Here is a 19,096-nt window from a genome sequence, read left to right on the forward strand (position 1 = left end):
CGAAAAGTTAATGGCGGCTTTCCGAGGCTTCCATTCTTGCTGTTTCGGAGCACCAACGGTCGATCTGATTGGGCCCTGGAGACCCTCGCCCTTGCCGAAGACCGGCCGAAGGGCGGAAATGAGGCGTTGCGACGGTGCGGAGGTGCCATTCGACCTCCGCACCGCAATCGCCATGGCACTTTTGTCAGTTACCCATCATCTGCTTGGCGTTTTCCGGCGTGATCGCCGTCGTTGCAACGGTGACCGTCGGCTCGACGGATGTGGCGCAATCGAGAAGAACCGACTTTGCCATATCGATCGCCTCCTTGGCGCCCGTCGGATAAGTGAAGGTTGCAGCCCATTCGCCTTCGGCAACGGCCCGGATGCCGCCGGCAGGACCTGGCAATCCGTCGGTGCCGATGATCTTGATCTGCCCTTCCTTGCCGGCGCCCTTGGCGGCAAGGCGCGCTCCGGCGGCCATCATGTCGTTGCTGGCGTAGACCATCTTGATATCGGGATTGGCCTGCAGCATGGCTGCGAACGCCGTCTGTGCCTTGTCCGGCAGCCAGTCCGCCGCCTGCTCAGCGACGACCTTGATCTTGTCGTTCTCCTTGACGCCGTCCTTGAAGCCGTTGAGCCGTTCCACGGCAGGGGTCGAACTGGGCAGCCCTTCCAGAACGGCAACTTCACCGCCGTCAGGAAGCAGTTTCGTGGCGGTGTATTTGCCGGCTTCGAAGGCGATCTTGTAATTGTCGCCGCCAATAAAAGCCGTGTAGTCCTTGCCCGGATCGCCAACCGTCTTGCGGTCGAGCTCGATGACGGGGATGCCGGCCTCCATGGCCCGCTTCACCGCCGGCGTCAGCGGCGATGCTTCGAAGGGCGATATCAGCAGCAGGTCGACCTTCTGGGTGATGAAATTGTCGACCTGTGAGGTCTGGGTGTTCACGCTGCCGGCGCCATCGGCGATCTGCAAGGTGAACTGGGACACTGCCTTGGCGGCGGCGGTGAGTTCGTCATTGACGTGCTGGCGATACGGCTCGGCATTGTTGGCCTGAGAAAAGCCGATTACGAATTCGCCGGTCTTGGAGCAAGCCTTGACCAATGGTTCCGCAGCTTGAGCCCCTCCGGCGGCTGCGAGAAAGGTCCCGGCAAGCAGACACGTTTGCCAGGCCCTTTGTCTGCTATTGCGTGTGCTCCTGATAACCATGGTTGTTTCCTTCCTGTCGATGCCCTTGGCTCGACTGTTGGTTTGCTGAGCTTCACTCTCCCGACGCCGGGTAAGCTGGCGTTCAGGGGTCTTCCAATGTCGCCCACTTAACGGACCAGACCTTCGCGGCGACGGACGAGGGACTGAAGAACCGCCGCCAGGATGATGATCGCGGCTGTCGCGAGCAATTGCAGGGCGGGTGTGATGTTGTTGAGTTGCAGGACGTTGGCGAGCGCGCCGAGCATGATCGTGCCGGCGACCGTGCCGACCATCGATCCGGCTCCACCGAACAGGCTGGTACCGCCGATGACGACCGCGGCGATGGCGGTAAGTTCGTAACCGGCGCCGTCATTGGCACTGCCGAAGTTGAACTGCCCTGCATGGACGATGCCGGCGAGAGCGGCCGCGAAGCCGGTGATCGCATAGACGGTGATCTTGACGGCGGACACCGGAACGCCCGAGAGGCGCGCCGCCCGCTCATTGCCGCCGACGGCAAAGACATAGCGGCCAAAGCGGGTCGTGTTGAGAACCACTGTGGCGATCGCCGCAAAAGCGATGAAGACGATGGTTGCCACCGGCACCACATTGTTGAACAAGCGCTCGCCCAGAATGGCAAATACCGGAGGGGCAAGCCCGGGTCCGTCGCCATAGGAGATGTTGATGTACTCGTTGCCCGAGACGACCAGGGCCAGACCGCGCGCGGCCTGAAGGCCCGCGAGGGTGACGATGAAGGGCTCAAGGCGGAAGCGCGTCGAGATCGAGCCCTGAACGGCACCGAAGACCACGCCGGCAAGAAGCACGGCAAGAATCGTCGGCACGAGGCCAACACCGCCATTGATCATCATCGTAGCCGTGACGACACTGGCCAGGCCAAGCAAAGCGCCAACCGAGAGGTCGATCCCCGCAGTGATGATGACGAAAGTCATGCCGATCGCGATGATGCCGGTCTCGGACACGGCGCGTACGATGTTGGCGATGTTGTCCGGGGCGATGAACAGTATCTGTCCGTGCCGGCGCGGCGAGAAGATGATGCCGCCGATCACGACGACCACCAAGCCGATCAGGCTCTGGAAGCGGACGATGAGTGCAAGCGGATCGCGCCGCTTCTGAGCTGTCTTGCCGCTCGGCAGTTCGGTATCCGCCGTGCTGGTGTCGGACATCAGGAGGCCTTTCCGGTTGCGGCGGCAAGCACCGTGTGTTCATCGACGCCGCGCTCGAATTCCGCCACGTTGCGGCCCTCCCGAAGAACCACGATGCGATCGCATAGGCCAATCAGCTCAGGCATTTCGCTCGAGGCGACGAGTATGCCGAGGCCTTGCGATGCCAGATCGCGAAGCCTGGCATAGATTTCCGCCTTGGCGCCGACGTCGACGCCACGCGTCGGTTCATCCAGCAACAGCAGCCGCGGATTGCCGAGGATCTCCTTGGCGAGCACCACCTTCTGCTGGTTGCCGCCCGACAGCGCGCCGACCGGGATGGCCGCATTGCGCGGTCGTATGTCGAATTGGCCGAACGAGCGCGCCACAGCGGCTGCTTCGCGTGCAATCGACATGAAGCCGCGCGGTGAGATTCGTCGCAGCACCGACATGACCAGGTTGCGGCCGACCGTCGTACGCAGCATCAGTCCGCTTCCTCGCCTGTCGTCGGTGACGAAGGCGACGCCGGCCCTGCGCGCAGCTCTGATGGACTCGAGGCGCACCGGGCGATCGTCGACCTCGACGGTGCCGGCCCAACGGCCTGCCAGGCCGGTGCCATAGAGCGCGCTGAGCAACTCGGTACGGCCGGCACCCATGACGCCCGCCAGCCCGACAATTTCGCCCTCATGCACGTCGAGCGAAACGTTTTGGGGAACCTGCCAGCCGGCGCTGGCTCGAGCGGGATGGAAACGGGCGTCCTTGAGATGAAGGAGCCGGCGACCTACGGTGCGTGTGCGTTTCGGGTAAAGGTCCTCCAGAGGCCGGCCGACGAGAAGGCTGACCAGTTCGGCCTGTGGTGCGTCCGGGGCTGTCGTCCCGGCCACGCGGCCATCGCGCATCACCGTTACCCGGTCCGCAACTTGGGGAACCTCCTCAAGCCGATGCGAGATGTAGATGATGCCCACGCCGGTGGCACTGAGCTTGCGCATGATGGTGAAGAGCCTGTCCACCTCGCTGACCGTCAGGGCCGCCGTCGGCTCGTCCATGATCAGGACACGCGATGCATAGGACAGTGCCTTGACGATCGCCACGACCTGACGATGCCCGATCGACAGTTCGCCGACGGGCCGTTCGACATCGATGTCCAACTCGATGGCGGTCAGCCGGGTGCGGGCTTCTTCGCGCATCCTTGCGACATCGAGAAAACCGCCGGGCTTCACCAACTCGCGACCGAGGAAAAGATTGGCCGCGACATCGAGGCCAGGCACGAGATCGAGTTCCTGGAAGATCGTGGCGATGCCGGCGGCCTGCGCTTCGCGCGGATTGGCAAAATGCACCGGTGCGCCATCGATCGTGATCGTTCCTTCGTCAGGGGCGTGCACACCGGACAGGATGTTCATCAATGTCGACTTGCCAGCGCCGTTCTCGCCCAGCAGGGCATGGATCTCGCCCACGCGCAGTTCGAAATCGACGCCGCGCAAAGCGTGAACGCCACCGAAACGTTTAACGACGCCATTCATGGTCAGAAGCGGCGAAGTCATGCCGGTCTTCCGCAGGATGCGCGCAGGCGCAGCGTTGGCTCAAGGCGAACCGTGCGTCGTTGGCCATCTGGAAGTCCAATCCGCTCAATCAGCAACGCGGCTGCCTGCCGGCCCAAATCCTCGCAGGGCTGTTCGACCAGCGTCAGTCGCGGCTCGAAGTAATCGGCCCATTCGAAATCGTCGAAGCCGACCACCGATATGTCCCTGGGGACAGCGAGCCCTCGCTCACGGACCGCGCGCATCACGCCTATCGTCGACAGATTGTTGCCGGTCACCAGGGCAGTCGGAGGCACCAGCAGCGACAACAGCGCATGGGCGGCGGTGCTCGCACTGGCGGTGGTCGCGTTTCCCGTCACGACGTAGTCCGGCACAAACTCCAGGCCGTTGGCCTCCAGTGCCGCGCGAAATCCGTTCATGCGCTCCAGCGTGGTGGCAAATCCCCGCTGTCCGGCAACAAAACCGATGCGGCGATGTCCGAAGGACACGACGTGGTCGATCAGCGCGCGGATGGCCTCGAAATTCTCGACACCGACCTGATCAAAGCGATCGTCAGGTAGTCGGTCGATCAAGACGCAGGGCAGGGACCGTTCCGAGAGATATCGCAATGCAGCTTGCGGCGCGGCAGAGGGCGCCAGGATGATCCCGTCGACGCGTCGCTGGTGCAGTGCCTGGACGACAGCCAGTTCCTTGTCGGGATCGTCCTGCGTATCCGACAGGAACACCATGAGGCCAAGGCGCGCGCACTCGGTCTCGACGGCGCAGATGATGTCGCTGAAATAGGGGTTTGAGATCGCCGAAATCGCCAGGCCGACACTGCTCGTCGAGGCCAGCTTTAGCGAGCGTGCGACACTGTTGGGCATATAGCCGAGAGCAGCGATCGCCTCGCTCACCGATCTGGCAGTGGCCGGGGAGACATAGCGGGTTTGATTGACGACGTGTGAAACGGTCGACACCGACACGCCTGCCCTGCGAGCGACCTCGACGATCGTCGTCATCGCGGAGCTGTCGCGCTCGACGTGGTGACGGGCAAGCGCACGCACGCTCCTCCTCGAATCTTGCGTTTCCCAGTCTCACAATCTTTGAATCCGCCTGGGCGGCCGTTGTGACTTTCCGAAAGCTAGCGCCATCGAAACGTTTGCGCAACCGGTTTTCTGGCTTGATGTGACTTGCTTGCGCCGAAATCAGCCAGGACTTCCGTGCCGGCCATCAGCTGCGGCTGGATGCCACCGCGATCTGTTGGCCGGGCGCGACAACTAGAGCAAGGCTTCGTACCGATCGCCAATCTTGTCGACTGTGAAATCCGCCGCCCGGCTTTTCAGGACGGCAGCAGGGGTGGGGTGGTCCAGCATCTCGGCCATCGCCTTCGCCAGGGCTGCGGCGTCACCGACCGGCACCAAGCTGCCGAAACGGCCGTCACCGAGTATCTCGCGCGGGCCATGCGGAGCATCGGTGGAGATTACCGGGACACCGGCAGCCATGGCCTCGACCAACACGTTGCCAAAGCCTTCGCTGGTGGATGTAAGGAGGAACAGATCGGCTGCGGCATAACAGGCTGCCGGATCGTTGACGTAGCCGGCAAAGAGCACTTCCCCGCCTATGCCGGTCTCTTCGGCATAGGCGTGCAATTCGGCAGCCAGCGGACCTTCGCCGAAGATGACAAGCCGGGCAGGGCGGCCGGCGCGCAGGGCAGCGAAGGCCCGCAGCAAAGTCCGGTGGTCCTTGACCGGCACCAGGCGCCCGGCGGTGGCGATGACCGGGCCATATCCCATCGCTGCCAATTTTGCCTGCCAGGCATAGGAAGTCCCCTGCGGTGCTTCAGCCGGCGGCAGCGGGTTGCTGATGACCACGACCTTGGATTCGGGGAAGCCGCGGGCGATGATGTCACGGCCGACACCCGCCGAAACGGCGATGGCTTTGGTCGCGCGCGCTGCAACCAGCGCGGAAAGCCAGATCGCCAGCCTCGCGCCGAGGCCGCTCGCAGGCAGCGAGGCGGCGGCGTGGAAGCTTGGAAAGAATTTTGCGCGGCTTCTGGCCAACATGAGTGACAGCGCCATGACCAGATTGGCGAATTCCGGGGCACTATAGACCGCATCAGGATCAAGGCGGCGGAACAAATTTGCGCTTCGCACGATGCCTTTTAGCGTCGCCGACTTGGCGTAACCCTCGCCGCACAAGAGAAGGCCGAAGTCGACCAGATGCACGGCGGCGGAGCGCAGCGCCGCGTTAGGCCCTTGCGCGTTCCAGGTAAAAAGCGTGACCTCGTGGCCACGCGACGCCATTTCATTTGCCATCAGGACGAAGACACGCTCGGCGCCGCCGCCTCGCAGGCTGGCGATGTGGAAAACGATGCGCTTCGCCATGCCTTGCTTCAGGCTCGGCTGGCAGCAAGGTCTGATCTGTTCGGCGGCCGGCGCATGTCGCGGATAATGCCCATGCCAATGGCCAGCAGCATGCCCAGGGCAAAGCCTGCGAACGCTCCTGCGCCTGCCACCAGGGCAGTGCGCGGGGGCCATGAGCGCCCTGGCGGGGGCACCGCGGTCGAAATCACCTGTACGTTTGTGGTGTCGATCTGCTCGCGCTCGCTGATTTGGCGCGCACGTGACAGAAAGCTCTCATAGACCGCTCTCTTCGAGGCCGCATCGCGTTCAAGCTCACGCAGGGCGACTTCGGACTCGCTGTCGGTGAAAACGTTGCTCTTCAGATCGTTCATCCTGGCGTTGAGAGAGGCCAACGAGGCCCTGGCCTTGTCCAGGCTGGACTTTGCCGTTCCGACGGTGCGGGAGAACTCGGCTCGGAGTTGCGAGTTGACGGTCTCGAGCTCCGTCCTCAGCCTGACAATCGTCGGGTGGCGCGGACCGAAGGTCATCGACTGTGAGTCGATCTGCTGTCGCAGGCTGTTTGACCTGTCGCGCAGCGCCGCGAGCGCTTCCGAAACCGTGGGGTCGGGATTGGCCCCATTTATACCGGAGGCAACCAGGGCGTCGTAGCTTGCCTGCGCGGCGATCACGCGCGATTGCGCATCGACGATTTCGCCGTTGAGCTGCGTCATCGTCTGCGAACTGACGAGCTGGCCATTGCTGGAGGACAGGTTGTGGCTGCGCCTGTAGCTCTCGACCTTCTCTTCGGCTGCCTGGACGTCGCTCTTGAGTTGGCCAAGCCGGCTGTCGAGGGCAGCCGCGGCACGGCCGGCACCGGCAGCTTCGGCCTTGGCCAGTTCTTCCTGGAAGTTTTTGACTATGGCCTGCGAGATCAGGATCGCTTTGGCAGTGGTTTCAGCGGATACCGAGAGGGTTGTGACAAACGAGGTTGGGTCCGCAGCGGCGTTTACCCGGTCCGCCAGGTTCTTCAAGGCGATAAGCTTCGGGTCGGGCTTCGCCACCGCGCCAGACGTAGACGTGCTCCGGTCTGGATCGAAAAACTCTGGATCGTGAGTCAGATTCAGTTCGTCCACCACACGGGAAAGCACGTTGCCCGAGGTCAAGATGCGCTGCTTGCTGCGTGTGTTGAGCAGCTGGCTATCGACCTGGCCCGGTTGTGAGTAGAGGTCGTTTTCCACAACCTGCAAATTGGAGGGGTTGATGAGTACCTCTGTCGTGACGGTGTAACGCTGCTTGCTCAGCAATGCATAGGCGCCGCCGACAATGCCGCCGATTACCGCCAGCATGAACGCCAGGGCGAGACCGGCCCGCAGCCAGACGAACAGGCGTCGAAAATCGAGCTCGAGGAAATCGCCGATCTTGTCCAGGGTCACCGTCGCGACAGGCTCGGATGGTTGCGGCGTCACCGGTGCGGAGCTGCGCGCCGCGACTGGGTCATGCTGTTGCAGCATCGCCCTGCGCCGCGCATTGGCGATACGCTCGAACGCACTGTTATTGGAAGCCGTCGCGGAGATGGGGGGTGTGCCGGAACCGGCAGACATGGTGACAACCCTTGTTAAATCGTTACGCTTGGCCTGCTCTACAGAAACATCGTTAATATCTTATTTTCCAAGCTGGCCCATTTTGCCGTTCATCCCCCCTTCCGTCCGGCGGACGTTGAAGGGATTCGTTGCCCAGAATTTGGCGCGCATTCTTGCCGTCGCCCGATTTGCGTCCGCAACCGGTGAGTGATTTTCATGAAATCGGTAACGCGCACTTAACGGCGCGGTTGTATTGAAAAGATGGCAATGCCTTTTGAATGACATCTGAAGCACTGACCGCGACCTGCAGGATGGCGTCAGTCGCCTGCAATTGCAGGAGAGGAACGTGACGAAATTCTATTCGGTCCAGTATCTTCGCGCCTGCGCCGCTTTGTTGGTTCTGTTCGCGCACGCGTTTTCCTACCAGATCGGCATAGATAATCCGATTATCGTGACTGCGGGCCGCCTTGGTGTCATTCTGTTCTTCGTCATTAGCGGATTCATAATGGTCTATATTACGGGGAGCGGTCCCTTCTCTGCTCCAACCTTCCTGAAACGCCGAGCGATCCGGATCATCCCCCTCTACTGGCTTTTCACAAGCGTCGCCGCACTTCTGGCAGCTCTTGCACCAAGTCTCTTCCAGAAGACCGTCTTTACGTGGCCCCATTATCTCCAGTCGCTGTTCTTCGTTGTCCACCAAGCGCCCGAACGAGATGGCGTCAGCCCAATTTTGTCACTCGGCTGGACGCTCAATTATGAGGCCTATTTCTATATCGCATTCGCGGTGCTCGCATTCCTATCGGTGACCGCGCGCGCATTTGTGTTGACGGTCTTTTTCATTGCGATGTGGCTGGCCGGGCTGTTGATAGCTCCCACCAACCCTGTTCTCCAGTTCTATCTGAACGCTTCGCCGGTGGCCTTCGTCGTCGGCATGTGGATAGGCCGGCGCTATCTGGACGGCGGCTTTGCTTCCGACACACGCCATGTCTGGCTACTCGGCCCTATGGCCGCTGCAGGCGTGTTGCTTGCATTCGTCGATGACGGCACGCCGCTGATGAGCCAGATCAGCTTCGCGGGGCAGGTAATGTGGGCCGCCAGCCTGCTTCACCTTGGCCTCATTCTGGAACCGAAACTGAAGCACTGGAGCCTGCTCGAAGAGCTCGGCAACGCCTCCTACGCGCTTTACCTGTCGCATATCTTCGTGATCGGCGCCGTAGCCTACCTGGCCAGGCGCACCATCGGCTACGACCATCCGGCAACAGTGTTGCTGGTCTCGGTGGTCAGCATCGTGACTGCCTGCATAGCCAGCCTGGTGATCCACCAGATGATCGAGAAGCCGATTCTTCTCATTCTGAACGGCAGAAGGAAGGTTAGAGCCACATCGCTTCCTTACGCTGCCACGGGGAACAAATAAGGAGACCGTGCAAACGTCCGGGCATCGAACTTAACGGTTGTGGCAAACGCATGGCCCGGCATATTTTGACAACACACACGCCGCATCCGTTCGGCAGTCTCTTGAATGGATCTCGTGGCCGGAATGCCGTTTGAATACCTTCACTTGGATGGGCCATGAGCTATCCTGCTGCCGCATCGGAACGATTGTTGTCCAGCCAGGCGCGCCGTCAAAACGCGTTGTCGCTGCTGTTTTTCCTATGCGCCGCATTCGCGTTCCTGCTGCGCTTTACGGTGTCGCCGCAGGTGATGAACATGGTCGTCGACTATACGGCCCAGGGAGGCTCGTTCTACGAGAAGCTGCATTTCGGCACTTACGCGATCTTCCTGCTGCTTGCTGTCGTTCTTTTCAGCCGACCGTTTCTGCTGCAGGGCGACGAAATTGGAATATTCAAGGCGTTGATGCGCTATTCGGTGCTGATGTTCGCGCTGGTGCCTTATCTGTTCATTACCGGCCGTGCGGGCTCCTCCGGGTTCATCATCGATACCTATCTGGTGGCCGGCGCCACAGGCCTGTTGATGCTGGCATTAAACGCGGAGTCGCGGCGGGCGCTGGGCGACGTAGTGCTTGGAATGGCCATCCTGAGCGCCGTGATCGGCACTATCGAAGCGGTGACTCAACATCGATTCCTGCCTTACGGCATCAACGAACTGCAGTTCAGGCCGATCGGCCTAGCGGCCCATCCGCTGTCACTAGGCGCGCTCTGCGCCACAGTCATCGGATTCGTACCGCTGACGCGCTGGCGCATATGGGTGCGGGTGGTGGCGATTTTCGTATTGGTCGTCGGTTGTGCTGCATCGGGCGCTCGCGCCGCGCTTCTGCTCGCTGCCGGAGAAATCCTCATTCTGCTGCTGTTCGTGCCTTGGCCGGGCCTGTCGCTCAAGTATGAGCGGCAGGCCAAATTTGTCGTGCTGATGTTCACTATGACAGGCGGCGCGGTGCTTGTTGCGATGCTGTTTGCTGGCGGTCTGCTGAACCGGTTCAGCAACACCATTTTCGACCAAAATTTTATGGCGCGGGTGACGATCTACCAGGTGTTCGGACTTGTCAGCTGGAAAGACATCCTGTTTGGCATGAACGGCGACGAACTCCTGGCGATCGTCAACGAGAAGCTGCATCTGCCGTTCATCGAGAGCGCGCCGGTGGTCATCGTCATGCTCTTCGGCCTGCCCATAGCCGTGCTCTTTACGGTGCTGATATTCTGGTTCGTTTTTCGGCTGCTGCGCGGGGCGCCGCTGCCCGCATGGATAGGCATCATCACCTTCCTGCTTGCTGCGCTGTCGAACAACGCGCTCTCATCAAAATCGCCTGAAATCGCGATTATCGTGGTGTTGCTGCTTGCCTATAGGAAGCAGCCCGATAGAGGCCAGCTCGAGAGCATGCCTTCGGCCGCTGCATCCCACCCAAACCCGGCCGGGTCTCGTTAAGCACGGACCTCGGATCCGGTCAGCCGGCGCTATCCACGACCTCGACATCGCCGGCGCGATTGAGCGTGTGGATACCCGCCCGCGCCCATGCCGGCCCCGGATCGATTGGGCGGGGCAGTTCAAAACGGACGTCGAAATCATTAAGCCGATCCAGCCGCATCAACCCCAGGCCACCGCCATAGGCTCTCGAGCCGTTTTGCACCGGCAGCAGCAAGGCGTCGCCCTGACGGATGAAAGCGCCGCCCGGCCGAGTGGCCGAGTGATCGACGGCGACGGGATTGAGCGCATGCGCTACCCAAGGCCCACGCAGCGCCGTGGCGGAATAGACGGTCATCGTGTCCGACGCGCTGCCGTGACCGAACCGCTCCGTCCCCAGCAACCAGAAGCGGCCGTCGGATTCTAGCAGCGTGGCGTCGTTGAAATCCCTGTCCGCGATCAGCACCGTATCGCGTACCCAGCGATCCGGAAACTGCACGGCACGGTAGAGCACCAGTTCGCGTGCCGTAGCGCTTTCAGGAATCATGAAAATTTCGCCGGAGTGGGCGAACACCTGCGGATATGACAGGTGATGCGCTTCCTCCAGCACCAACCTCGGCACGCCGAAAACGCCGTCGTCGCCAAGTTCAGCGACGGAAATCACGCCGCGGCCGGTGGCGTAGGGGAACTCCTCGACAAAAAGATAGTGGCGGCCGTCGCGTTCGAGAACGAACGGATCGGCGTAGAATCGCTGCCCGTCATCGGCAAGCACGGTGAACGGCTTGCCATCCAGCTGTCCGGTTTCGGCGACGCCTGGACCGTCGATCAGCCGGTAAGCAACCTGCCAATAGAAGGGGCGCCGGCCACGTCGCAGTTTTTGCACGGCACGGTCGACCAATCCCCTGCCGAAAAAGGGCAGATAGTGCCGGATAAATCCGCCTTTCTGCAGGGGTGGCGCCGGGCTCTCGGCAATCGGCGCAAGTTTGCCCGTGGAAAAGCGGGCGACACATTGGGCAATCAGGGAGATGGCGCCGGCGAGCAGGTCGTTGCTGCTGCGGGACAGCCAGAGCCGATCGCTGATCATCGGCCGCGCCCTGGCGATGGCAACGCCGTCGAGGCGGGCGGTGAGTTCGGGTAGCCGCCCGCTCGCCAGTATCTCGGTCATGCCCGCGGCAAAGCTGCTGCGGCCACAAAATTCGAGCGTCAGGACAGGCGTGCCCCGTCGTGCGGCGGTAGCGGTGAGATCGACTATAAGGTCGGCGGGGCCGGTATCGCCGGACGGCAACGGCTCGGAACGGCTTGCCAGTGAGGGGCCGAAGCGCCGGCCCTCGAGCGCCAGCACATTATCCATCCCGCGCGCGTTGGCTTCAGGCGTCGGCGCGCGGCAACTCGAGACAACGTGTCCAGCCGCGCTCAACCGCACCAGAAGCTCATTTTCCCAGCGCCGGGATGCGTCGGCGTGGCCGATGATTAAAATATTAGTCAATCCAATATATTCTTTTTCAAGACTACTACCATAGACTATTTGTCAGCCCGACCTTTCACAAGAGTTAACCCGGGAGAACGCGGCCTTGGTTGTTAATCATATATTAAGAATTGAGATCACGAAGGCGTTTTCCGGCGCTATTATGGCTGTTGCGGACAATAGTCGGCATGTTTCGAGTGCTGCAGGCGGCCAGGATCAGCAATGAACGTCCTTTCACGTCCAAAACTGCCGTCCAGGCGGAAACTGCTGATCGTGTTCGGCACGAGGCCGGAGGCGCTCAAATGCTTTCCGGTGGCGCGCGCCGCCCTTGCTCATCCAGGCTTCATCACCGAAATATGCATCACCGCCCAGCATCGCGAGATGGTCGACCAGGTTGTCGAACTGACCGGCCTGCCGGTGCATCACGATCTCAACATCATGCAACCCGGCCAGTCGCTGTTCGACGTGACCTCGCGCGTGCTCTTGGGCATGGCCGAGGTGCTGGACAAGGCGAAGCCCGATATCGTCATGGTACAGGGCGACACCACCACGGCGATGGCCGCGGCTCTGGCTGCCTTCTACAAGCGCATCCCGGTCGCTCATGTCGAAGCAGGATTGCGCAGCCACAACATCAACTCGCCGTTTCCTGAAGAACTGAATCGCAAGATTGCCGGCGACATCGCCACCTGGCATTTTGCGCCGACCGTTCAGGCGCGCGACAACCTCATCGCCGAAGGAAAAGCCGAAAGCACTATCTTCGTGACCGGTAACACCGTGATCGACACGCTGTTGCATTTTTCAAGCGCGATCGATGCCGACAGGTTGATGAACGCGAAGCTCGCCGCCCGTTTCCCCTTCCTCGACCCTACGAAGAAAATGATCCTCGTCACCGGCCATCGCCGCGAGAATTTCGACGGCGGCATCCAGCGCATCTGTACGGCGTTGAAAGGATTGGCGGCGCGCGGAGACGTGCAGATCGTCTACCCTGTCCATCCAAACCCCAATGTGCGCTCGGTGGTCAACGCAGAGCTGGAAGGCGTGCCGAACATCCATCTGGTCGAGCCGCAGGACTATCTGCCGTTCCTGTATCTGCAGAAGCAGAGCTATCTGGTGCTTACCGATAGCGGCGGCGTGCAGGAAGAAGCGCCTTCGCTCGGCAAGCCGGTGCTGGTGATGCGCGAGAATACCGAGCGACCCGAGGGGATCGTGGCCGGCACCGCCCGCCTCGTCGGCACCGATGTCGAGAAAATCCTGTTCAACGCCAATCGCCTGCTCGACGATCAGGCTGCCTATCGCGGCATGGCGGAACGACACAACCCATATGGCGATGGCCGGGCCAGTAACCGGATTGTTGAGGAACTGCTGCATCATGGCTGAAATCAAAACCGTTTCCGTAATCGGCATGGGCTATATCGGCCTGCCGACCTGCGCCATTTTCGCCAGCCGAGGGCTCGACGTCATTGGCGTCGATGTGAACGGAGCGGTCGTCGAGAAAGTCAATCGCGGCGAAATCCACATCGTCGAGCCGGACCTTGACGGCCTGATCCAGAAGGTCGTGGCGAACGGCAAGCTCAAGGCCTACAGCACGCCGCAGCCGGCGGATGCGTATATCATCGCCGTGCCGACCCCGATGACCCACGACCATAGGCCGGACGTGACCTACGTGCTGGCGGCGGCACGAAGCATCGCCCCGGTGCTGAAGCGGGGAGACCTTGTTGTGTTGGAATCGACATCGCCGGTCGGCACGACACGCATCATGAACGGGCTGCTTGCCGAGTTGCGGCCTGACCTCAAATTTCCTGTCCTGCATGGCGAAGACGCCGATGTGCTGGTCGCCTATTCGCCCGAGCGCGTGCTGCCGGGAAAGGTGCTGACCGAGCTGATCAATAACGATCGCTCGATCGGCGGATTGTCCCGCAAATCGTCGGAACGGACCGCGGCACTCTATTCAAGCTTCGTCACCGGCGACCTGTTCATGACGACGGCCGAAAGCGCTGAGCTGGTGAAACTTACCGAGAACGCGTTCCGCGACGTCAACATCGCCTTCGCCAATGAGCTTGCCGCAGTGTGTCAGGACCTGTCGCTCAATGTCTGGGAAGTGATCGATCTCGCCAATCGGCACCCTCGCGTGAACATCCTCCAGCCGAGCCCGGGCGTTGGCGGTCACTGCATTGCGGTCGATCCATATTTTATCATCGACGCCGCACCCAACAGCACGCGGCTGATGGCTTCCGCACGCCGGATCAATTCCGAGCGGCCCATGTCGGTGGTCAGGGATATCGAGGCCTTGCTCGACCCCTCCCGCAAGCAAACGATCGCCTGTCTTGGCCTCAGCTTCAAAGCCAATATCGACGATTTGCGCGAGAGCCCGGCCGTCGAGGTGGTGAAGCTTCTGTCCGATAACCCCAATGTGAAGATCATTGCGGCTGAACCCAACACAAATGCGCTGCCGCATGAACTCGAGGGCAGGGGCATCGTGTTCACCGACGCACTTTCGGCCATCGACAAGTCCGATATCGTCGTCCTCCTGGTCGACCATCGGCAGTTCAATCTGGTCGACCCCGAAGCGCTTAAGGACAAGAAGCTCGTCGATACAAGGGGCCTATGGACCTGGCGCAAGGCACGCAAGCCCGACGCCCGTATCGAAGGCAAGAAACCAGAAGTCGCACAAGTGACGCTCGCAAGGGAGCAGGCTGCATGAACGCGCACGACCCGGCTTGGGCGCAGCATTCCCTGTTGGCATCACGGCGCCGGGAGTTCCTTGGCGCACCGATCCATGCGCTGACCATGGCCGAGACGCTGGCCATCGCCGACGAGGCGATGACCGTGCGGCGGCCGCTGCATCATGTGGTCGTGAATGTCGCCAAGCTGGTGACCATGCGCCAGAATGCCGAACTGCGCGAGGATGTTGCAGGGGCGGACGTGGTCAATGTCGACGGGATCGGCGTGCTTTGGGGCGCACGTCTGTGTGGCGTCGCGCTGCCCGAGCGGGTGGCGGGCGTCGACATCATGATCAATCTGCTGAGCCTCTGCGCGAAGCGTGGGTTCAGGCCCTATCTGCTGGGGGCCGAACAGCACGTTCTCGACGCGGTTGTAGCGAGACTTGCCAAGGACCATCCGAGCCTGGTCATAGCGGGGATGCGCAACGGCTATTTCAAGCCGGAGGATGAGGCCGGGATCGTTGCGGCGATCAACGCGTCGGGCGCCGACTGCCTGCTGGTGGCCATGCCGACACCGCGTAAGGAGCGATTTCTCAAGCGCTACCGCGACGAACTCGCCGCAAGCTTCGTGATGGGCGTGGGCGGCAGTTTCGATGTCTATGGCGGCAAGGTTGCCCGTGCGCCGAGGCTGATACAAGCAGCCGGCCTGGAGTGGCTGTTCCGCGTGGTCCAGGAGCCGCGACGCTTGTGGCGCCGCTACTACGACACCAACACTGCCTATGCCGGGCTGCTGTGCCGGGAGTTCTGGGAGCGTCGCTGGCGCCGAAACGCCGGTTTATGAGATCCGGCTGCCTCGACCAAACTTTTGCCTGAGATTGAGTTTCGCGCTCACGAGCCTGAGGCGCTGATCCAGTGCTTGCCGCTGGTCAACTGATGCTTCACGATGGGACGACGCCCGTCTCGAACGCGATATGCATTTCCAAGGTAACCGAGCACGCCGAGTTGGGCGTTCTCAGGAGCGTTCCTGGCCTGTCGGCTGCGGTTGCATCATTCATCTCATGACCGACAAGCGTAGAACGAACGTCCGATGCGCAAAGAACCGATCCATGAGACGGATGTTCGCCAACCAATGGCGAAAACAGAAAGGATATCGGTCATGGTTTCAAAACTGCATGTTGTCCTTGTTCTCACAGGCCTCGGACTCACCACCTCAAACGTTCTTGATGCGCAAGCTGCGGGGGCGCCAGAGCCAGGCGGGCCAAGAAGGCACGACTGCATTGGTTATGAACACCGGGATTTCGGTGGCGCAACCATTACTCAAAACGCCGGGAGGGGTTGGAGGTATGTAGGTGGCGGTTGGAACGATAAGATCTCGTCTTTCAGAATGAGGAACGGTTGCGGCATTCGCGCCTATCAGCATCGGGACTATCAAGGAGACAGCAAAGTGTTTCGCGGCAGCTACCGTTATGTCGGCGACCTGTGGAACGATCAGATCTCGTCATGGAAGTGCCAGTGCGACTGAGTGAAACATCAGTCAGACTTACTTCGGGGATAACGGCCGGGGTCTTCCTCAGCCGTGCCCTTCGCCGCTCAGCAGGATGCTGACCAGCTCCGCCTGGCGGCGCACGCCGGTTTTCTCAAAAATGTGGGTGAGATGCGTCCGAACAGTCGTCACTGAGACACCAAGCTGGGCAGCCACTGCATCACGCCCGCCTCCCTTAAGAACTTCCGCGGCCACATCGGCCTCGGCTTTGGTCAATCCAAACTGGCGGCGCATGTTCTCTTTTGTTTCGCCAGGCGGCACGTCAAAGGCTGCCCGGATCGGCGCCCCAATGAATATAGCCGCCGCCGCCTGAGGCTGCAGCCTTGCACGCTGCTGGCTGCCATTCATCGGCAGAACATGGGCGAAGATTGGCCGCGCTTCGGGTTCGGTTAAGCGGACGGCAAGGCCGGCCTTGCCGAGCATGACTTCGTTGTTGGCTGCAACGCGGATCGCCTTGCGCAGCTCATGCGCTGCCGCCGACGATTTCGCGCTGAGGACACCTCGTGTGCCTTGCACCGCCGCTCCGGTGCCAAACATGTGCTCCGCCGCGCGATTCGCGTGCAGAATGGTGGCTTTGTCGTCGGTCAGCACTACACCACAGCGGAGCGTATCGAGCACTTCGGCCATGCGCGCGCTTTCGACAGTGCGGGCGTCCAGCACATTGCTGATGGTGATCGCACGACGCAGGTGCGGGAGGAGAAGTGCCCCAATCTCAATTTCCCGATCAGTGATCGCGCCGTGCTGTTTGTGGCGTCCAATAACGAGTTCCGAGAAATGCGATGGGGTACGCATCAGGAATTGATGCATGACGTCGACAATGCCGAGCGGCTTCAGGCAGCGTTGGACGTATGGCGACCTCCGCAGGTAGTCGGGCGAGAGCTGCCGCGAGGCCACGTAAGGCTCGTTCACCGAGCATCCCTTAGCGAACCATTCCTCTAGCCGCGCATGGATTTCGGGAATATGCTTTTGTCTTTCCTCGAGCCCAAACCTATCCCAGCCTACGCTCTTGTCGATCAAGAGCCGGTTATGGCGGAGATCGTTAAGGGAGAGGATTGCGGATTCGCTTGACAGTGCCGCTGTGATTTCCGCCAACGTCTGCTCCCAGCGTGAGGGATCGAGCGCGCAGTCGTAAATGGCGCCAATCAGCGCCGGAAAGTAATCCGGCAATATCTGGCAGTCCTGAACCAGAATTCCAGGCTCGTTCTCTGCCGAAACGATGGAACTGCGCACGTTTCGTCCACTCCGCGATGAACGGCCGGGCAAGCCTTGGAAGACCAAAAATTTCCATTTCCGCAAGCCGCGGGATGTTGTTTGCAGATTTAGGAAAGAGCCGCTTACAGATCGCTTATGCGCCTACGCGATCCGTAGCCGCGCCCGCAGCTGGGCGAGGAATTGCGTCGCTGCCACAGGGTGGAATAGCGAGGTCAGCCCGAAGAAAACCGCAGCTCCGGCGGTGCCGCCGGCGATAAGCGAGAAGATTGCCGGCACATCGCCGGCCACCATGCTGGCAAGCTTGGCGGCCACCCCTGTGCTGAGCGAGATGATTGCCGAAACGCCAATGTCGCGCCACGGCACCGGCACCGGCGTGAGCCGTTCGCTGATGATGATGCAGGTTATGGAGCCCACCACCGAGCCGCCCGCCAGCGCCAAAGCGGCGCCGATCTCCGCCATCGAAGGGATCAATAGCAGAGACAATGCGATTGTTGCCGCCGAGCCGAAGAGATTGGCGATGATCAGCAGCCACGGCCGTTTGTGCGCGTGCACCACGACGCCATAGACGAAGCTGGTGAGGTTGGCACACAGCACGCTGAAGGCGATGATCGGAAACAGCAGGCCGAAGCGGCCGTGATATTGCGAGGGCAGCATGAGCTCAGTGATATCGCTGCTGAGCGCGACCAGCATAGCTGCAATCGGCAGGCAAAGCCGCATCATCAAGGCCATCAACTGCGATAGCAACCGACCCGATGCGGCGGGCCCGTCCTCGTCGAACCGGCTGACCACCTCGGGAAAGGCGCCCATGTTGATGGCGTTAGCGACCATGTCGATCGGTTGGCGGGCCAGCGCATAGGCTGCGGCGAAGATCGCCACAGCGCTGGCATCGTAATAGAACTTGAGGAACAGACGCTCCGCGCTGTTGAGCCCGAAGCCAACCAGCGCCATGATGATCAGCGGCACACCGAGCGCAAAGAAGTCTCTGTGGGTGAAGCGCGGCGGACCGGTAACGACGCGTCGGGATGCCATGATGCCCGCCACGATGCCGGCAATCAAGGCGCCGAGGCTCGAGCCGAGCGATACCGTCAGAAAGCTATCCTGGAAGATAAGGATGGCGCCGATCGGCAGCGCGAGTTGCAGCAGGGCACGCAGGGCTTCGAGCATCGAATAGACCGAGTGGCGCTGCTGCATCTGCAGCACCGTCAACGCGAAGCGGCTGATGGATCCGGCGACGAGATAGCCGCAGACCGCGATCGCGAACTCGACCCAGCGTTCCGGCACGACCACCGCCGACGCGCCTACCGATATGACCAGCGCCAGTGCCGTGGTGGCAAGCAACACCTGCCCGGCCAGCATCAGGCTGCCGCGGCTGACTTCGCCCTTGCCGCCAAGCCTGAGCAACGCGATGCGCAGCCAGTTGGTGACGGCAATGTCGGTCATTTCGCCGACGGTCACCACCAGAGTGAGCAGGCCATACTCGGTCTGGTCGATCAAACGCGTCACGACGACCAGCAGGAGCAACGCCGAGATTCGCGTCAGCAGGATCGCCGGAGCATAAATGAGCGTGGAACGGAGCAGCAAAGGCGTGTCCCTGGAAAA

Annotated in this window: 15 protein-coding genes; 6 read left to right on the forward strand and 9 right to left on the reverse strand. The window is 61.4% G+C overall.

Translation table 11 applies throughout. The annotated features are described in order from the left end of the window. Positions 1 to 184 precede the first annotated feature (184 nt). From NKH01_RS17155 to NKH01_RS17180, 6 genes are all read right to left on the reverse strand, one after another. Positions 185 to 1,186: a substrate-binding domain-containing protein gene (locus tag NKH01_RS17155; RefSeq protein ID WP_031194494.1), complete on the reverse strand. Its 1,002-nt coding sequence runs from the start codon at positions 1,184 to 1,186 to the stop codon at positions 185 to 187. Positions 1,187 to 1,293: 107 nt separating this feature from the next. Beyond that, the gene (locus NKH01_RS17160; RefSeq protein WP_352484056.1) at positions 1,294 to 2,346 is read right to left on the reverse strand and encodes an ABC transporter permease; all 1,053 of its coding nucleotides are present in this window, start codon (positions 2,344 to 2,346) and stop codon (positions 1,294 to 1,296) included. After that, complete coding sequence (locus NKH01_RS17165) at positions 2,346 to 3,863, reverse strand: sugar ABC transporter ATP-binding protein (protein WP_352484055.1); 1,518 nt, start codon at positions 3,861 to 3,863, stop codon at positions 2,346 to 2,348. Before NKH01_RS17165 ends, NKH01_RS17160 begins: the two co-directional genes overlap by 1 nt. Further along, a complete protein-coding gene (locus NKH01_RS17170) occupies positions 3,860 to 4,858 on the reverse strand; it encodes a LacI family DNA-binding transcriptional regulator (RefSeq protein WP_352484067.1) in 999 nt (332 codons plus the stop codon). The genes NKH01_RS17165 and NKH01_RS17170 overlap by 4 nt, the downstream gene beginning before the upstream one ends. Positions 4,859 to 5,116: 258 nt before the next feature. Further along, on the reverse strand, positions 5,117 to 6,223 hold the full coding sequence (locus NKH01_RS17175; protein WP_353021335.1) for a glycosyltransferase: 1,107 nt from the start codon (positions 6,221 to 6,223) through the stop codon (positions 5,117 to 5,119). An 8-nt stretch (positions 6,224 to 6,231) separates the two neighbouring features. Then, positions 6,232 to 7,782 (reverse strand): GumC family protein, encoded by a 1,551-nt coding sequence (locus NKH01_RS17180; protein WP_352484053.1) that lies wholly within the window; start codon positions 7,780 to 7,782, stop codon positions 6,232 to 6,234. Positions 7,783 to 8,107: 325 nt separating this feature from the next. On the opposite strand from NKH01_RS17180, the gene NKH01_RS17185 reads away from it, so the two are divergent. Continuing rightward, positions 8,108 to 9,175 (forward strand): acyltransferase family protein, encoded by a 1,068-nt coding sequence (locus NKH01_RS17185; protein WP_023720700.1) that lies wholly within the window; start codon positions 8,108 to 8,110, stop codon positions 9,173 to 9,175. 155 nt (positions 9,176 to 9,330) lie between these two features. Next, on the forward strand, positions 9,331 to 10,641 hold the full coding sequence (locus NKH01_RS17190; protein WP_023720699.1) for a VpsF family polysaccharide biosynthesis protein: 1,311 nt from the start codon (positions 9,331 to 9,333) through the stop codon (positions 10,639 to 10,641). A gap of 19 nt (positions 10,642 to 10,660) precedes the next feature. On the opposite strand, the gene NKH01_RS17195 is transcribed toward NKH01_RS17190, so the two are convergent. After that, positions 10,661 to 11,968, reverse strand: a complete 1,308-nt coding sequence (locus NKH01_RS17195; RefSeq protein WP_353021338.1) for a glucosamine inositolphosphorylceramide transferase family protein — start codon at positions 11,966 to 11,968, stop codon at positions 10,661 to 10,663. A gap of 336 nt (positions 11,969 to 12,304) precedes the next feature. On the opposite strand from NKH01_RS17195, the gene wecB reads away from it, so the two are divergent. The 4 genes from wecB (at position 12,305) to NKH01_RS17215 (ending at position 16,264) form a co-directional block, all read left to right on the forward strand. Next, complete coding sequence (wecB, locus tag NKH01_RS17200; protein WP_352484050.1) at positions 12,305 to 13,459, forward strand: non-hydrolyzing UDP-N-acetylglucosamine 2-epimerase; 1,155 nt, start codon at positions 12,305 to 12,307, stop codon at positions 13,457 to 13,459. Continuing rightward, entirely contained in the window at positions 13,452 to 14,783 is a 1,332-nt protein-coding gene (gene wecC / locus NKH01_RS17205; RefSeq protein WP_353021340.1) for a UDP-N-acetyl-D-mannosamine dehydrogenase, read from the forward strand. Before wecB ends, wecC begins: the two co-directional genes overlap by 8 nt. After that, a complete protein-coding gene (locus tag NKH01_RS17210) occupies positions 14,780 to 15,583 on the forward strand; it encodes a WecB/TagA/CpsF family glycosyltransferase (protein WP_023720694.1) in 804 nt (267 codons plus the stop codon). Before wecC ends, NKH01_RS17210 begins: the two co-directional genes overlap by 4 nt. Before the next feature lie 246 nt (positions 15,584 to 15,829). Further along, positions 15,830 to 16,264, forward strand: coding sequence for a peptidase inhibitor family I36 protein (locus NKH01_RS17215; RefSeq protein WP_156948150.1), 435 nt, complete (start codon positions 15,830 to 15,832; stop codon positions 16,262 to 16,264). Positions 16,265 to 16,312: 48 nt separating this feature from the next. On the opposite strand, the gene NKH01_RS17220 is transcribed toward NKH01_RS17215, so the two are convergent. Then, on the reverse strand, positions 16,313 to 17,515 hold the full coding sequence (locus NKH01_RS17220) for a helix-turn-helix transcriptional regulator (protein WP_031194491.1): 1,203 nt from the start codon (positions 17,513 to 17,515) through the stop codon (positions 16,313 to 16,315). Between the two features lie 123 nt (positions 17,516 to 17,638). Further along, the gene (locus tag NKH01_RS17225; protein WP_023720692.1) at positions 17,639 to 19,078 is read right to left on the reverse strand and encodes a lipopolysaccharide biosynthesis protein; all 1,440 of its coding nucleotides are present in this window, start codon (positions 19,076 to 19,078) and stop codon (positions 17,639 to 17,641) included. Between the last annotated feature and the right edge of the window lie 18 nt (positions 19,079 to 19,096).

The sequence above is a fragment of the Mesorhizobium sp. M1403 genome, from assembly GCF_040317695.1.
In the GTDB taxonomy this organism is placed as follows: domain Bacteria; phylum Pseudomonadota; class Alphaproteobacteria; order Rhizobiales; family Rhizobiaceae; genus Mesorhizobium.

Bases quoted from the DNA above. Each gene is read 5' to 3' on its own strand.
- NKH01_RS17190 (WP_023720699.1), top strand. From the start codon at position 9,331: ATGAGCTATCCTGCTGCCGCATCGGAACGATTGTTGTCCAGCCAGGCG.
- wecB (WP_352484050.1), top strand. From the start codon at position 12,305: ATGAACGTCCTTTCACGTCCAAAACTGCCGTCCAGGCGGAAACTGCTG.
- NKH01_RS17215 (WP_156948150.1), top strand. From the start codon at position 15,830: ATGCGCAAAGAACCGATCCATGAGACGGATGTTCGCCAACCAATGGCG.
- NKH01_RS17160 (WP_352484056.1), bottom strand. From the start codon at position 2,346: ATGTCCGACACCAGCACGGCGGATACCGAACTGCCGAGCGGCAAGACA.
- wecC (WP_353021340.1), top strand. From the start codon at position 13,452: ATGGCTGAAATCAAAACCGTTTCCGTAATCGGCATGGGCTATATCGGC.
- NKH01_RS17195 (WP_353021338.1), bottom strand. From the start codon at position 11,968: ATGGATAATGTGCTGGCGCTCGAGGGCCGGCGCTTCGGCCCCTCACTG.
- NKH01_RS17180 (WP_352484053.1), bottom strand. From the start codon at position 7,782: ATGTCTGCCGGTTCCGGCACACCCCCCATCTCCGCGACGGCTTCCAAT.
- NKH01_RS17170 (WP_352484067.1), bottom strand. From the start codon at position 4,858: ATGACGACGATCGTCGAGGTCGCTCGCAGGGCAGGCGTGTCGGTGTCG.
- NKH01_RS17210 (WP_023720694.1), top strand. From the start codon at position 14,780: ATGAACGCGCACGACCCGGCTTGGGCGCAGCATTCCCTGTTGGCATCA.
- NKH01_RS17175 (WP_353021335.1), bottom strand. From the start codon at position 6,223: ATGGCGAAGCGCATCGTTTTCCACATCGCCAGCCTGCGAGGCGGCGGC.
- NKH01_RS17155 (WP_031194494.1), bottom strand. From the start codon at position 1,186: ATGGTTATCAGGAGCACACGCAATAGCAGACAAAGGGCCTGGCAAACG.
- NKH01_RS17165 (WP_352484055.1), bottom strand. From the start codon at position 3,863: ATGACTTCGCCGCTTCTGACCATGAATGGCGTCGTTAAACGTTTCGGT.